This is a genomic window from Saccharothrix sp. ALI-22-I, assembly GCF_001984175.1.
GTDB lineage: Bacteria > Actinomycetota > Actinomycetes > Mycobacteriales > Pseudonocardiaceae > Actinosynnema.
The window spans coordinates 137,290-152,273 of sequence record NZ_MTQP01000057.1 but is presented as its reverse complement, the minus strand read 5'-3'; the positions used below and the strand labels follow the sequence as shown (position 1 = coordinate 152,273).

Annotated in this window: 13 protein-coding genes; 6 read left to right on the top strand and 7 right to left on the bottom strand. The window is 71.0% G+C overall.

Features of this window, described 5'->3' with window-relative positions; all coding sequences use genetic code 11:
- Positions 1 to 27 precede the first annotated feature (27 nt).
- Positions 28 to 528 (top strand): carboxymuconolactone decarboxylase family protein, encoded by a 501-nt coding sequence (locus ALI22I_RS16950; RefSeq protein ID WP_077006464.1) that lies wholly within the window; start codon positions 28 to 30, stop codon positions 526 to 528.
- 39 nt (positions 529 to 567) lie between these two features.
- On the opposite strand, the gene ALI22I_RS53725 is transcribed toward ALI22I_RS16950, so the two are convergent.
- The 3 genes from ALI22I_RS53725 to ALI22I_RS16935 all read right to left on the bottom strand — a co-directional run bounded on the left by ALI22I_RS53725 (position 568) and on the right by ALI22I_RS16935 (position 3,626).
- Positions 568 to 2,058, bottom strand: coding sequence for an alpha/beta fold hydrolase (locus tag ALI22I_RS53725; protein WP_077006463.1), 1,491 nt, complete (start codon positions 2,056 to 2,058; stop codon positions 568 to 570).
- Between the two features lie 375 nt (positions 2,059 to 2,433).
- Positions 2,434 to 3,300, bottom strand: a complete 867-nt coding sequence (locus ALI22I_RS16940; protein WP_077006462.1) for an LLM class flavin-dependent oxidoreductase — start codon at positions 3,298 to 3,300, stop codon at positions 2,434 to 2,436.
- A complete protein-coding gene (locus tag ALI22I_RS16935; RefSeq protein ID WP_077006461.1) occupies positions 3,300 to 3,626 on the bottom strand; it encodes a zinc-binding dehydrogenase in 327 nt (108 codons plus the stop codon). The genes ALI22I_RS16940 and ALI22I_RS16935 overlap by 1 nt, the downstream gene beginning before the upstream one ends.
- A 176-nt stretch (positions 3,627 to 3,802) precedes the next feature.
- Here ALI22I_RS16935 and ALI22I_RS16930 point away from each other — a divergent pair, with 176 nt between their 5' ends.
- Complete coding sequence (locus ALI22I_RS16930) at positions 3,803 to 6,385, top strand: glycoside hydrolase family 9 protein (protein WP_077006460.1); 2,583 nt, start codon at positions 3,803 to 3,805, stop codon at positions 6,383 to 6,385.
- A gap of 101 nt (positions 6,386 to 6,486) precedes the next feature.
- The gene (locus tag ALI22I_RS16925; protein WP_077006459.1) at positions 6,487 to 7,095 is read left to right on the top strand and encodes a GNAT family N-acetyltransferase; all 609 of its coding nucleotides are present in this window, start codon (positions 6,487 to 6,489) and stop codon (positions 7,093 to 7,095) included.
- A gap of 126 nt (positions 7,096 to 7,221) precedes the next feature.
- On the opposite strand, the gene ALI22I_RS16920 is transcribed toward ALI22I_RS16925, so the two are convergent.
- Positions 7,222 to 7,929 carry an SDR family oxidoreductase gene (locus ALI22I_RS16920; RefSeq protein ID WP_077006458.1) on the bottom strand — a complete coding sequence of 236 codons (708 nt, stop codon included), beginning with the start codon at positions 7,927 to 7,929 and terminating at the stop codon, positions 7,222 to 7,224.
- A gap of 98 nt (positions 7,930 to 8,027) precedes the next feature.
- Here ALI22I_RS16920 and ALI22I_RS16915 point away from each other — a divergent pair, with 98 nt between their 5' ends.
- Both ALI22I_RS16915 and ALI22I_RS16910 read left to right on the top strand, forming a co-directional pair.
- Positions 8,028 to 9,068, top strand: a complete 1,041-nt coding sequence (locus ALI22I_RS16915) for a serine hydrolase (RefSeq protein WP_143532243.1) — start codon at positions 8,028 to 8,030, stop codon at positions 9,066 to 9,068.
- A 260-nt stretch (positions 9,069 to 9,328) separates the two neighbouring features.
- The gene (locus ALI22I_RS16910) at positions 9,329 to 10,711 is read left to right on the top strand and encodes a Dyp-type peroxidase (protein WP_077006457.1); all 1,383 of its coding nucleotides are present in this window, start codon (positions 9,329 to 9,331) and stop codon (positions 10,709 to 10,711) included.
- On the opposite strand, the gene ALI22I_RS16905 is transcribed toward ALI22I_RS16910, so the two are convergent.
- Genes ALI22I_RS16905 through ALI22I_RS16895 form a run of 3 tightly spaced genes read right to left on the bottom strand, consistent with a single transcriptional unit; the run spans position 10,708 to position 13,792 of the window.
- Positions 10,708 to 11,541, bottom strand: a complete 834-nt coding sequence (locus ALI22I_RS16905) for a sugar phosphate isomerase/epimerase family protein (RefSeq protein ID WP_077006456.1) — start codon at positions 11,539 to 11,541, stop codon at positions 10,708 to 10,710. The genes ALI22I_RS16910 and ALI22I_RS16905 overlap by 4 nt on opposite strands.
- On the bottom strand, positions 11,538 to 12,656 hold the full coding sequence (locus ALI22I_RS16900; protein ID WP_077006455.1) for a dihydrodipicolinate synthase family protein: 1,119 nt from the start codon (positions 12,654 to 12,656) through the stop codon (positions 11,538 to 11,540). The genes ALI22I_RS16905 and ALI22I_RS16900 overlap by 4 nt, the downstream gene beginning before the upstream one ends.
- The gene (locus ALI22I_RS16895; RefSeq protein WP_077006454.1) at positions 12,653 to 13,792 is read right to left on the bottom strand and encodes a Gfo/Idh/MocA family protein; all 1,140 of its coding nucleotides are present in this window, start codon (positions 13,790 to 13,792) and stop codon (positions 12,653 to 12,655) included. Before ALI22I_RS16895 ends, ALI22I_RS16900 begins: the two co-directional genes overlap by 4 nt.
- Before the next feature lie 135 nt (positions 13,793 to 13,927).
- Between ALI22I_RS16895 and ALI22I_RS16890 the strand changes: the two genes are divergently transcribed.
- The gene (locus tag ALI22I_RS16890) at positions 13,928 to 14,968 is read left to right on the top strand and encodes a LacI family DNA-binding transcriptional regulator (RefSeq protein ID WP_077006453.1); all 1,041 of its coding nucleotides are present in this window, start codon (positions 13,928 to 13,930) and stop codon (positions 14,966 to 14,968) included.
- The last annotated feature ends 16 nt before the right edge of the window (positions 14,969 to 14,984 follow it).

The window sequence follows — 14,984 nt, the reverse complement described above, 5'->3', positions numbered from 1 at the left end:
GTTCACCGGTCACGGACACTGATCGCCATGCCGCACATCGAGTTGGACAACCCGCTACCCGGTATCGCCGGACTCCTGGCTTACCGCCCCGAGACCGGGAAACCCCTGAGCGAGCTGGCCGAGGTCCTGCTGCGCGGGCCGAGCGGGCTGTCCCGTGGTGAGCGGGAGCTGATCGCCGCGCACGTGTCCGAGTTGAACAGCTGCAAGTTCTGCGCGTCGTCGCACGCCGCGTTCGCCGCCGCGCAGCTGCCCGAGGACCACGTGCACACGCCGAAGCTGATGGCGCTGCTCGACATCGCGACGGCGGTCGCGGAGAGCGGGCGGGCGGTGACGTCCGAGCAGGTGGCGAAGGCGAAGGAGGCCGGCGCCGACGACGTGGAGGTGCACGACACCGTGCTGATCGCCGCGATGTTCTGCATGCTCAACCGCTACGTGGACGGCCTGGCCACGTGGGCGCCCGACGACCCCGAGGTGTACACCGCCATGGCCGTCCGCGTGGTGAACGAGGGCTACACCGCCCCCCGCTGACCCCTGCCTCACCGCTGATCGCAGCGAAATCCGGCTGCCTTACCGCTGATCACGGCGGAACTCGGCCCACCACCGATTGCCGGTGCGGTCCACGAGCACCGCGCGGAGGTCGTCGTCGGCGTACGACTCGACCTCCGCGCGCACCAACGGCCACGGCGGGCCTTCCACGGTCTCGTCGTCGTCACGGGCCGAGGCGAGCACGACCAACGTGCCGCCTGGCGCCACGAACCGACGCGTGTGCGCGATCCCGGTCGCCCGGACGGCAGCGGGCAGGGACTGAGCGATCAGCACCTCCACCACGAGGTCGAACGCACCCCACCACTCACTGGGCGGGTCCAGCAGATCAGCGACCAGGAACCGAGCAGCCGGAAACCGCTCCCGCGCGACCGCCACCGCCGTAGGTGAAATATCGAACCCGATCGTGTCAAACCCCAGGCCCGCCAGGAATCCCGCGTCCTGCCCGTATCCCGCACCGACAACAAGCGCACGCTTCCCCGCACCGTCAACGTCCTTAAAGCGCTCAAGGATCAACTGATGCGGCTCGTCCCGCGCCCACGGCACTTCGACCTCACCACGTGACGCGGCGGCGTAGAGCCGTTCGAACGCCGCGGACATGTCGAACTCCCCCAACCGCCGAATCCGATCCAACACCTCCGCCCGCCCCGGCGCCCCAACACGCCCCTCGCCGCCGGTGTGCTCCACGAGGGCCGAGATCACCACATCCCAAACCCCGGACGGCAACTCATGACCGGTGTCCTCAAGCACGACCAACCGCGCACCAGGCACCTCACGCACCATGGCTTCCGCGTGACCCAACGGAACAAGCGGATCAACGTCCCCGTGCACGACCAACGTCGGCACCTTGGTCGAAGCCAGCCGCCCCCGCCAAGACTCCCCGCCCCCCACCCGGAAGTGGTTGCCACTGGACGCGATGTTCACAGCCCGATCAAAAACCCGCCCCGCAACTTCACGAGCCGCCCCCACATCCACCGGCCGCGCCCCAGCGAACGGCCGCTCCGCCGCCACCAGGTACTCGACCACCGCGTCCCGATCGCCCCAATCCGGCGCAGACATCCCACCGCCCGCGAAGTACTCCACCAGCGCAGGCGACATGGGCGGCAGATCCGGCTCGCCCGGCCCGGCAGGACTGGTCGAGATCAATGTCAGCGACACCACCCGATCCGCGAAGTCGAGCGCCACCAGCTGCGCGATCCCACCACCCATGGAAATCCCGACCACATGCGCCTGCGACACCGCCAAGGCGTCCAACACCCCGACCGCGTCCGCCACCAGGTCCAGGAACTCGTACCCCGGCTCCCCCGGCGGATACGTCACCGACCGCCCGGTGTCCCGATGGTCATACCGGATCACGTACCGCGCCGCCGCCGCCAGCCGCACGCAGAACTCGTCGCCCCACGACAGCATCGACCCGGACGCCCCCGCGATCAGCAGCACCGCCGGATCGGCCGGCGACCCGAAGGTCTCCACACACAGGTCGACCCCATTGGCCCGCAGAATCCGCTCGGTCACCCCGCCACGGTAGCCGCACCACCCCACGGCCACCCGGCGCATCGCACCGACCCTGCCCTGCCTGCCCGGCCAGCCCTGTCTTGCCTTGCTGCCGGCGCCGCCTGCCCTGCCAGTCTGCCCGCGCGGTCTGCTCCACCCGCGCCGCCTGCCCTGCCTTGCCGCCTGTCTGCCCTGCCAAGCCTGCTCTGCCAGCGCCGCCTGCCTTGCCTACTGTGCCTTCCCTGCCTTGTCTGCGGTGCCCTCGCCGCCCATGCCGCCTCCTTCTAACCCGGCAACGTCAATGGTGTGCTGGAAGTTTCTCGTTGACGCATTCATCGCTCGTTCGAGTGATCTTCGAGGTCGGTCGGCGGGCCGGTCACCAGCGGGAATGTCAGGTTATCCGAGGGTGGCGGACTGCGCCACGAGCTCTGCCTGGCGGAAGCGGTCATCGGTGAAGGGCATTGCGACGACGCGGTTCGCGCCTGCCTCGGCCAGCCTTGCGAAGTGCTCTCGGGCCTGGGAGACCGATCCGGTGACGACCACCTCGCGGGCCTGTTCCTCGCTCATCCCGTAATCGGTCATCGAACGGATTCGGTGTTCCACCACGGAATCGGGCACGTCGCCCAACGCCACGCTCACGCCGACGGTCACGCCGCACGGCGGGCGGCCGTACTCCTCCGCGAGTTCCGCCAAACGCGCCACGCCCGAAGCCACCGCCCGCAGCGGCACGAAAGCGGGGTACCAGTGGTCGCCGAAGCGTGCGGCCCGCCGTAGCGCGACCGCGCCACCGCCACCGATCAACACCGGCGGCATCGCGGCGCCCGGTGACAGGACCACGTCGGCGCCGTGCAGAGGCACCGCCTTGCCCCGCACCAGATCCGGCAGCACGGACAAGGACGTGTCGGTCCGCTGCCCCCGCTCCGCGAACGGCACGTCCACCGCACGCCAAGCCGCCTCGCCGTGCGCGTCACCCCCACTGCCGACGCCTAGCAACACCCGCTCCCCCGACAGGTGCTGCAACGTGGCGATCTGCTTCGCCGCCCACGCCACCGGCCGCAACGGGAGCACCATCACGCCGAACCCGAGTTTGATCCGCGTCGTGGCAGCCGCCGCTGTCGCCAGCACCAGGGTCGCGTCCAGGAAAGGGTTCACGGGAATCAGGTGGTCGCCGTGCCACACCGACTCCAGTCCCAGCCCCTCGGCGTGCTGCGCGTACTCGATCGGGTCGAGCCCGAAGCCCGGCAACGTGATCCCGACGTCCATCACCGCACCTCCAGCAACGTCTTGCCGACCGTCGCACGGGCCTCGATGGCGGCGTGCGCGTCGGCGGCCCGTTCCAGCGGGAACCGTTGGCCGATCGCGGGGTCCACGTCGGCCCCGACCGACACGACGACGCCGTTGCCCGGAATGGCGGGCGGCCGAAGCTTGAACGAACCGACGCCGGCACGCCGGAACTGCGTCTCGACGAACGTGCCGCCCGCGTAGGCGACGTCCACCACGACCTGCCCGGGTCCGGCAACCGGCTCCTGCGCATCCCCGCTGACCAGCACTTCCGGCCCGCCGAACGCCGTCAACCACACCGCGCGCATCGCATCCCCCCGAGGTCGCCGCCAACACGTGACAGCCTGTGACCTCGACTTAACTGGAGGTCAAATGTGGTCTTGTGAATGTGCGGCGAGTCACCCTAGAGTCTCTGGGAGCGCTCCCAGGGAGCGTTCCCAGAGACGTTGTCAACCGTCAGAGCAGACGGAGGAGACACAAGTCCATGAGATCGCTTCCTTCTCCCCGGTGGCGCCGCCGGGCCACCGCAGCCCTCGCATTAGTCGCGGTCGGCGGCGCGTTGGCATCCGGAACGGCCCACGCGGCCGACTACGAGCGCCTGATCAACGGCACTTTCGCCAGCGGCTCGGCGGACCCGTGGTGGGCGAGCGCGGGCGTGTCGAACCGGGTCGTGAACGGCGAGCTGTGCGCGACGGTCACCGGCGGCACGGCCAACCCGTGGGACGCCCTCATCGGTCAGAACGGCGTGCCGTTCGAGGCGGGCCAGTCGTACACGATGTCCTTCGACGCCTACGCCTCGGTGGCCCGCCCGGTGGCGGCCGTCGCCGGTGAGGGCGTGGACCCGTACCGGCAGATCGCGAAGCACGACGTCGAGCTGACCACGACCAAGCAGCGCTTCAGCTTCACGTTCACCTCGGCGCTGGACTTCCCGGACGCGGGCGTCGGTCAGGTGACCTTCCACCTGGGCGCGCAGGCTGCCGACACCACGGTGTGCGTGGACAACGTGTCGCTGATCGGCGGGGTGAAGCCGCCAGGCGGCGACCCGAGCGTGCCGGCGAAGAAGGTGAACGTCGACCAGGTCGGCTACGTGCCGGGCCTGCCCAAGAACGCGACCCTGACCTCCGACGCGACCACGCCGCAGACGTGGACGTTGAAGAACTCGGCGGGCACCACGGTGGCCACCGGTCAGACCACGCCGAAGGGCGCGGACGCCGAGTCGGGCGACTCCACGCACCTGATCGACTTCTCGTCGTTCGACACCGCGGGCACCGGCTACACGCTGACCGTCGGCACGGAGACGAGCTACCCGTTCGACATCGCCACCGACGCGATCAAGAAGCTGCGGTACGACTCGCTGGCGTTCTTCTACCACCAGCGCAGCGGCATCGAGATCGAGGCGCAGTACGTGGGCGAGACGTACGCGCGTCCGGCCGGGCACCTCAACGTCGCGCCGAACCAGGGTGACGACAACGTCCCCTGCCTCACCGGCGTGCAGTGCGGTTACACGCTGGACGTGCGCGGCGGCTGGTACGACGCGGGCGACCACGGCAAGTACGTCGTCAACGGCGGCATCTCGGCGTGGCAGGTGCTCAACACCTACGAGCGCGCGAAGCTGATCGGCGACGCGGCCGCGTTGGGCGACGGCAAGCTGGCCATCCCGGAGAAGGCGAACGGCGTGCCGGACATCCTGGACGAGGCGCGCTGGGAGGTCGAGTTCCTGCTGAAGATGCAGGCGCCCGGCGGCATGGTGCACCACAAGATCCACGACGCGAACTGGACCGGTCTGCCGACCCTGCCGCACGAGGACAGCCAGCCCCGCCGGTTGTCCGCGACGAGCACGGCCGCGACGCTGAACACGGCGGCGGTGGCGGCGCAGTCGGCGCGCATCTGGAAGACGATCGACCCGGCGTTCTCGGCGAAGGCGCTCACGGCGGCCACCAGGGCGTACGCGGCGGCGAAGGCGAACCCGGACAAGATCGCCGACCCGAACGACGGCACCGGCGGCGGCGCGTACAGCGACGCGACGCTGACCGATGAGTTCTACTGGGCTGCGGCGGAGCTGTTCGCCACGACCGGTGAGGCGGCCTACCGCGCCGACGTGACGTCGTCGCCGCACTTCAAGGGCGCGAGCCTGAACACGCGCGGCTTCGACTGGGGTTCCACGGGTCCGCTGGGCGACATCACGCTGGCGTTGGTGCCCAACGGCCTGCCGGCCGCGGACGTCTCGGCGATCAAGTCGGTGTTCACGTCGGTCGCGGACTCGCACCTGTCGCAGATGGCGACGCAGGGCTACCCCGCGCCGCACCGGCCGCTGGAGGGCTACGCCTGGGGCTCGAACGGCCAGGTCGCGAACAACATCGCGGTGTTGGCGCTGGCGCACGACTTCACCGGCGCGGCCAAGTACCGCGAGGGCGTGTTCCAGGGTCTGCACTACCTGTTGGGCCGCAACCCGACGTCGTACTCGTACGTCACGGGTTACGGCGAGCAGCCGGTGAAGAACGTGCACCACCGGCACTGGGCGAACCAGCTGGAGCCGACCCTGCCGACCGCGCCTCCGGGTGTGCTGTCGGGTGGTCCGAACAGCGCGCTGCAGGACCCGGTCGCCGCGCGTCTGCTCCAGGGCTGCAAACCGCAGAAGTGCTTCGTGGACCACATCGACGCGTACTCGCTGAACGAGGTCGCGGTCAACTGGAACTCCGCGTTCGCGTGGATCTCCAACTGGGCGGCGGAGAAGGTCGCCGCGCCGGTGGCCGGCTCGTGCAAGGTGGCGTGGCGGGCCGCGTCCTGGCCCACCGGCATGTCGGCGAACATCACTGTGACGAACACGAGCCGTCAGGCGTGGTCGGCGTGGAAGCTGGAGTTCACCATGCCGGGCACGCACAGGATCACGCAGGGTTGGTCGGCGACGTGGGCCCAGTCGGGCCAGGCGACCAGCGCGACCAACGCGTCGTGGAACGGCAAGGTGCCGTCGGGCGGTTCGGTCGACATCGGTTTCAACTCCTCGGGGTCGGGTTCGGGTGAGCCGACCGACTTCCGGCTGAACGGGCAGTCCTGCACCAAGGGCTGACCGGCCGACCGGTGGCGGGCTCCCACGAAAGTCCGCCACCGGTCGACCACCTCGCGGAAACCACCTGCGCCGGACCCGTCGCGTCTGCTTCGCTGCCTTCCATGACATCGGTCTGGGTGGGGTCCGCGGTGCGGTTGCGGGGTGTCGAGCCGGACGACTGGCAGGCGTTCATGCGGTTCGGCGAGCACTCCGAGGACATGCGCTCGGTCGACCGGATCGAGCCACCCCGTTCCGCCGCCGGGCACCGCGAGTGGACGGCCAAGCAGGCCACCGCCGTGCCGGAGGGCGACGTGCTGTTCCTCGCGATCGAGGCCGACGGCGCCGTGGTCGGCAGTCTGACCACGCACGGCGTCGACCAGCGGGCCGGCCGGTTCGGCTACGGGATCGGCATCGGCATCGGCATCGGCATCGGCATCGGCCACGAGTACCAGCGGCGGGGGTACGCGGCGGAGGCGGTGGGTCTGTTGCTGGACTTCATGTTCGGCGAACGCCGCTACCACAAGTGCGAGGCGGGCGTGTACGCGTTCAACGAGCCTTCCCTTGCCCTGCACCGCAAACTCGGCTTCCAGGTCGAGGGGCGGTTGCGCGACCACGAGTTCTCCGCCGGCGCGCACCACGACATGGTGCTGGTGGGGATGCTCGCCGACGGGTGGTTCGTCGACAGCCGATCACGGGTCGACCGATCACGGGTCGACCGACCGTCTGATTAGGACTGTCCGGTGACCTTCAGCGTGGCCGGCAGCTCCTCCGGCGCTTCCACCACGACGTTGCGCCCGACTACACCCTCGACGCGTCACCGGGACTGTTGGCGGCGTTGCGGGAGGTGGGGTCGAGGCTCACCGGTAGGTGTCCTGACCCACCGGGCGCACCAGGATCTCGTTGACGTCCACCGTCGGCGGCTGGCTCACCGCGTACAGCACGGCGCGCGCCACGTCCTCGGGGGCGAGCTTCGGGTCGGCCATGCGTGACGGCGGGATGCCGCCCGTGTCGGTCAGGCCGGGCCGCACGAGCGTGACGCGGACGCCCGTGCCGACGCACTCGGCGCGGATGGCCTGCGCCAACCCCGTCACCGCCCACTTCGTGGCCGAGTAGAGGTTCCCCGGCCGCACGCCCCGCTCGGCCGCCGACCCGGTCAGCACCAGGTGCCCGCCGTGGCGCATCAACGCGGGCATCGCCGCACGCGCGGTGAACGCGGGCCCGCACACGTTGGTCAGCACCATGTCGCTCCACTCGGCGGGCGGCGCGCCGTCGGTCGAGGTGAACGAGGTGGTCACGCTGGTGCCCGCGTTGGCGAACACCACGTCGAGGCTGCCCCACTCCTCCTCGACCCGCCCCATCAGGGCCGCGAGCCGGTCGAACTCCCGCACGTCGCACGAGGCCACCCACACCCGGTCGGGGCCGCCGAGCCGGGCCGCGAGCTCGGCCGTCGACGAGACGTCCCGGGACGCCAGGACCAGCCGATATCCGGCCTCGGCGGCCAGCCGGGCGGTCGCGGCGCCGATGCCCCGGCTAGCCCCCGTGATGAGGAATACCCCTAGTCCCACCCCGGCAGGTTACCGCTGGTTAGATCGAATTCACCGGATCGGCGCAACGCCAGAGGCATTCGAGGCGTCGTATGGGTGTATCCACTGATTGGGGGCACATGAACATCAACCGCAGGTTCGCGCTGGGACTGGGCTCGGCAGCGGCGGCGACCGCCGTGCTGGGCGCCACGGCTGGAACGGCCCAGGCGCAGACCACCGAGGCGGAGTGGGACGCGCTGATCCCGACGACGGCCGACCTGGCCCGTCGCAAGATCGCGTGGAAGTACTCGGCGCTGGTGTCGCGCGCCGGCGGCACGTGGTCGTCGTACATCGGCGTGGCCGACCCGGACGGCGTGATCAAGCCCGCCGTCGAGGCCGAGGCGGACCGCGTCGTCGAGGCGTACAGCGTGAACAAGATCGCGGTCGCGGTGGCCGTGCTGGACAAGGTCGACCGGGGCCTGATCACGCTCGACCAGCGCGTGGACGTCACCCAGGCGATCGTGATCCAGGACACCGACGGGATCTTCGCGCTCGACGGCGCGTACCCGAGTTCGATCACCGTCGGGCACGCCCTGGCCGCGCTGCTCACGGTGTCGGACAACACCGCGGTGCGGCTGTGCGGGCTCGTCGTGCCCGCGCTGGAGCTGAACGAGATCCTGCGTGCCAAGGGTTTCGTGAACACGCAGGTCGTGCCGGTCGCCAACCCGAACCGGTTCTTCCTCGGCACCACCACGCCCCGGGAGACGTTCACGCTGCTGCGCAAGCTGGCGGCGGGTGAACTGCTGTCGGCGGCGTCGACCCGGCACCTGTTGAACGTGCTGCGGTCGCTGACGTCGTTCACGGACGGGATCAGGCTCAACCTGTCGTCCGCGGAACGGCTGAACGTGGCGACGAAGGCGGGCTGGTTCGAGGACGGCCGCAACGAGGCGGGCATCGTGTTCGACGCCGCCGGCAAGCCGATGATCACGTACGCGCTGTTCGCGTCGGGTCAGTTCAGCGGCGACCAGGCGGCCAACGCGGACAACTACAGCGCCACCCACCCCGCCCTCCGCGCCCGCGCCGCCCTCGGCCGCACGCTGTACGACTCGGTGCTGCGCATCACCTCCAACACCCCCCGCACGTACCGCGCCCAGCCGTACCGCGCGAACAACGGCGGCTGACCGCTCAACCCGCACCACCGCACCACCCGCCCGGCCGACGGCCGCGCTACGCAGGGGTCCCCGCCAGGGGACCCCTGCTTTCATTTTGCCGGCGGGCACCGACAATTCCGCACCGCCGACGATCACGACGGTCGACCCGGAGCGGTGAATCCGGCGCGGTTCCCGGCTCGGCCGGGGTTCCCGACGCCGGGTCGGTTCCGACGCACGGCGACGTATCCGGAGCGGACGGTGATGCTCTTTTAGGGCAGGGGGGTGAAGGTGTGACCGAGTTGCTGCACTTGCACGCCGAACGGCAGAGTGTGCGGCCGCCGTTGCGGGGGTCGCGTGAGATCCAGGGCAACGTGCTGGCCGCGTTCAACAAGGACCACCAGCAGTTCCGGTTCGTCCGGTTCACCGACGTCAGGTTGGGGCGGACGTGGTTGGCGGCGATGCTGGGCCACATCGGTGTCACCGCCGACGTCGAGGACTTCAACGAGGCCTTCTCCCTCGGCCGGGCGATGTTCGGCAACGACCCGACCAGCCTGAAGGCCACCTGGACGAACGTGTCCCTCACCCCCGAGGGCATCGTCGCGCTGAGCGTCAACCCGGACGCGACGAGGCAGGACCTCGAAGACCACTTCCCGCACACCGCCGAACAAGCGGCGCGGGCCAACGGCGACACCGGAGACTCCGCACCTCACCACTGGCTGTTCGGCCGGGAAGACCAGCACATCCACGCCGTGGTGACGGTCGCGTCCGACTCGACGGCCCGCCTCGCGAGCACCGGGCAGACACTCGACCTCCTCGACACCCTCCTCGGCGTCACGGTGGTCCACGAGCAGCAGGCCGACACGCTCCCCGGCGGCCAACGCGGCCACGAGCACTTCGGCTACAAGGACGGCATCTCGCAGCCCGGCGTCCGGTACTTCCACCGGGAGGACCGGGACAAGCCCGGCCACCGCCTGGGCCACGCGGGCGCGCTGCTGGTCAACCCGGGCGAGTTCGTGTTCGGCTACCCGACCGAGTCCGACCGGCCGAAGACCGCCGCGTGGCTGACCGACGGCTCGATCCAGGTGATCCGCCGCCTCACCCAGGACGTCGAAGGCTGGAACCGGGCCGTCGAGGAGCACGCGAAACACGCCGACACCACCCCGGTGGAGATGGGCGCGAAGCTGATCGGCCGCCACAAGGACGGCCGACCGCTGGCCAACGCGCGCAACCTGGGCCCGGACCGCAACGACTTCGACTACTCCGACGACCCGGCCGGCGTGACGACACCGTGCCCGGCGCACATCCGCAAGACCAACCCGAGGTCGTTCGCCCACCGGACGCCCCGGCAGCACCGCCTCCTGCGCCGGGGCATCCCGTTCGGCCCCACCCACGACGGTGAGCGGGGCCTGGTGTTCGTGGCCCACTGCACGTCGCTGGCGGAGCAGTTCGAGTTCGTCCAACAGGCGTGGGCGGGCAACCCGGACTTCGCGGCGGGCGAGCGTGGCGCGCCCACGGGCACCGATCCGGTCATCGGCGGCCACGGCAGAGCAACCGTGGACGGCGTCCGCCTGACCTTCGCCCGATTCACGAAGACCACCGGCGCGCTGTACGCGCTGGTGCCGTCCGTGAGCACGCTGCGCCTGCTCGCCGCGGGCCGGGAGCTGCCCCGCTAGGGCAGGGCTGGGAGCCGGTCGTGGCCGCCGTCCACGACCGGCTCCCAGCCCGTGGCGTGCCGCCGCACCAGGTCCGCCGCGACCGAGTCGGCCGGCCGCGCCCACACCTCCTCGTTGAACACCTCGACCTCGACGAACCCGGCGTACCCGGCGTCCGCGACGAGCGCGGTCAGCCCGACCAGGTCGATGTGCCCGTCACCGGGCAGCCCGCGGCCCAGCAGCACGTCGGCCGGCAGCGGGGTCACCCAGTCGCACACCTGGTAGGAGTGGATGCGCGCGCCGGCCCGTTTCACGTCGACCGCCAGCGCCGGGTCCCACCACACGTGCAGGGCGTCGACCACCACGCCGACAACCGACGAGGGGTACGGCGCGGCCAACTCCAGCGCCTGCCCCAACGTCGACACCACGCCCCGGTCGGCGCAGAACATCGGGTGCATCGGCTCCAACGCCAGCCGAACCCCCGCCGAAGCCGCGTACGGCGCCAACACCTCCAACGCCGACGCGACGCGCCCCCGTGCGGCCACGAGGTCCCGGTCCGGCACCCCGCCGGGCACCAGCACCAGGCACTGCGCGCCCAACGCGGCGGTCTCGTCGATCGCCCGCCGGTTGTCGTCCAGCCGCTGGTCCAGCCCGGTGAAGAAGCCGCCCCGGCACAGCGACGACACCTCCAGCCCGGCCGACGCCACCAACGACGCCGTCCGCTCCAGCCCGTACTCCGCCACCGGTTCGCGCCACAGCCCGACCGCCGCGATCCCGTTCCGCACGCACACCTCGACCACTTCGGGCACGGACGCCCGCTTCACGGTGGCCTGGTTCAGCGACAGCCTCACGTCAGCACGTCCAACAGTCGTCCCCACCGCGCCGCCGCCAGGTCCGGGTCGGGCAGCAGCCCGGCCAGGTCCGCCAACCGCAGCGCCTCACCGAGGTGCACCACGTCCCGGGCCGACTGCAACCCGCCGACCATGCCGAACGTGTCCTGGAACCCGCCCAGCCAGGCCAGGAACACCACACCGGTCTTGTAGTAGTACGTCGGCGCCCCGAAGAGGTGCCGCGACAACGTCACCGTCGGCGCCAGCACCTCGTCGTACCGGGCCGGATCACCGGCGTCCAACGCCCGCAACGCGGTGGACGCGGCCGGCGCGATGGCGTCGAAGATGCCCAGCAACGCGTCGCTGTACCCGACGGAGTCCCCGGCGATCAGCTCCGGGTAGTTGAAGTCGTCGCCGGTGTAGCAGCGCACACCGGGAGGCAGCGCGCGCCGCAGCTCCACCTCGTGCGCGGCGTCCAGCAGCGACACCTTCACCCCGTCCACCTTGTCCGGGTACGCCTTGATCAGGTCGAGGAAGTGCCCGGTGGCGACAGCGACGTCCGAGGAACCCCAGTAGCCCTCCAACGCCGGGTCGAACGCCGTGCCCAGCCAGTGCAGGATCACCGGCTGGTCGACCTCCTCCAGCAGCGCCCCGTACACCTTCTGGTAGTCCTCGGGTCCGCGTGCCGCGGCGGCCAACTTCCGGCTGCACATCAGGATCGGCTGCGCGCCCGCCTCCACGACGGCCGCCAACTGCTCCCGGTACGCCGTCAACGGGTCCGCGGTGTCGTGGTCGGTGCCGACGCCCGCCGACAACCGGCCGCCGCCGATCGCGGCGCTGCGCCGGATCAGCTCCAACGCCGTGTCCCAGTCCAGGCCCATGCCGCGCTGCGCGGTGTCCATGGCCTCGGCGACGCCGAAACCGTGCTCCCACAACCGGACCCGGTAGGCGAGCGTGGCGTCCCAGTCCAGCACGGCGGGCGCGCCGGTGCCGTTGCCGCCGAACGGGTCGGCCACCACGTGCGCCGCCGCGAACGCGACCCGCGACTCGAACGCGCCCGTCTCCCACGCCCGCGGCGCACTCAGCCGGTGCTTCCGGAACGCACCGTCCCGGCCCGGCAACAACACTGAGGTCACGCCGGCACCTCGATCCGCCGGCCGGTGCGCGAGGACTCCAGGCCCAGGGCCGCCAGCCGCACGGTGCGCACCCCGGAGTGGAAGTCGTGCGAGTACGGCGCCCCGACGGCGACGTGCTTGAGGAACTCCTCCCACTGCACCATGAACCCGTTGTCGAACACCTCGTTGTCCGGCACTTCCTGCCACTGCGAGCGGAAGTCGATGGACGACGGCACGTCCGGGTCCCACACCGGCTTGGGCGTGATCGCCCGGGACTGCACCTTGCAGTTGCGCAGCCCGGCCACCGCGCTGCCCAGCGTGCCGTCCACGTGGAACTCGACCAGCTCGTCGCGGTTCACCCGCGTCGTCCACGACGAGTTCACCTGCGCCACCACGCCGCCGGCCATCTCGAAGATCGCGTACGCCGCGTCGTCCGCCGTCGCCGCGTACGGCGTGCCGTTCTCGTCCACCCGCTCCGGGATGTGCGTGACCGCACGCGCGGTCACCGCCTCGATCGGCCCGAGCAGCCCTTCCAGCAGGTAGCTCCAGTGGCAGAACATGTCCACGACGATCCCGCCGCCGTCCTCGGCGCGGTAGTTCCACGACGGCCGCTGCGCGCTCTGCCAATCGCCCTCGAACACCCAGTAGCCGAACTCGCCGCGCACCGACAGCACCCGGCCGAAGAACCCGCCGTCCAGCAGCCGCCGCAGCTTGCGCATACCCGGCAGGTACAGCTTGTCGGCGACCACGCCGTGCCGGACGCCCGCCGCGTCGGCGTGCCGGGCCAGGCCCAGCACCTCCTCCGGGGTGGCCGCGACCGGCTTCTCGCTGTAGACGTGCTTGCCCGCGTCGATCGCCTTGGTCAACGCGGCCACGTGCGCCGAGGTGACCTGCCCGTCGAAGTAGACGGAGACATCCGGGTCGCCCAGCGCCGCGTCCAGGTCGGTGGTCCAGCGCGGCAGGTCGTGCCGCTCGGCGATCTCCTTCAGCTTGGCGGCGTTGCGGCCGACCAGCAGCGGCTCGGGGACGAGCACGTCGTCACCGATCCTGACCCCGCCGCGCTCGCGGATGGCCAGGATCGACCGGACCAGGTGTTGCCGATACCCCATCCGTCCCGTGACCCCGTTCAACGCGACGCCGATCGTGCGCACCGCCATGCGTACACCCCGCTCAAGTGATGTGGAAAGCGCTTTCCAACACGCTACGGTCGGCTCCTCACGGACGTCAACCTCCCGGGCGGCTACTCTCGCCCGACCAGGACTCAGCCCGACCAGGACTCCAAGGAGGCGGCGTTGGCGTCGCGGCAGGTCACGCTGGCCGAAGTGGCGAAGCACGCGGGCGTATCGCTCGCGACCGCGTCGCGCGTGCTCAACGGCAGCACCCGGCAGGTCAGCGAAGAGCTGCGCGAACGCGTGGTCGGCACCGCGCGCGAGCTCGGCTACCTGCCCAACGCGTCGGCGCAGGCGCTGGCCCGCAACTCCAGCGTGCTGGTGGGCCTGGTGGTGCACGACATCGCCGACCCCTACTTCTCCAGCATCGCCGCCGGTGTGACGAGGATCGCGGAGGACGCGGGCCTGGTCGTGGTGCTCGGCACCACCGGCCGCGACCCGCGCCGCGAGGTGGAGCTAGTCAACACGCTGCGCGCGCACCGGGCCAGGGCCGTGGTGATCGCGGGCAGCCGCACCACCGACCGGTACTCCTCGCAGCGGCTGGCCGAGGAGATCACCGCGTTCACCGCGCAGGGCGGCCGGGTGGCGTGCGTCTCCCAGGCCAAGCTCGGCGTGGACACCGTGGTGCCCGCGAACCGGTCCGGCGCGCGGGCGCTGGCCCGTCAGCTGGCCGCGCTCGGCCACCGGAAGTTCGCCGTGCTGGGCGGTCCGCCGGACCTGCTGGTGGCGCGCGACCGGGTGGCCGGGTTCAAGGCGGGCCTGGCCGACGCGGGCCTGGACCTGCCGGAGGCCAACATCGTCCGCAGCGGCTTCACCCGTGACGGCGGCTACGCGGCGGTGTCCGACCTGGTGGCCGCGAAAACCGGCGCGACCTGCGTGTTCGTCGTGAACGACGTGATGGCGATGGGCGCGATGGCGGCACTGCGGGAGCACGGGCTGCGGGTGCCCGAAGACGTCTCGGTGGCCGGGTTCGACGACATCCCCACCCTGCGCGACCTGGTGCCCGCGCTGAGCACGGTGCGGCTGCCGCTGGAGGACATGGGCGAGCGGGCGGCAGGGCTGGTGCTGGACGACGTGGTCGCCGGTCCGCGCACGGTCCGGGTGGCGGGCGAGGTCGTGCTGCGGGCCAGCACTTCGTCACCAAGCGGTACCGGACTGCGCTGACCGGCCGTTACGCTCT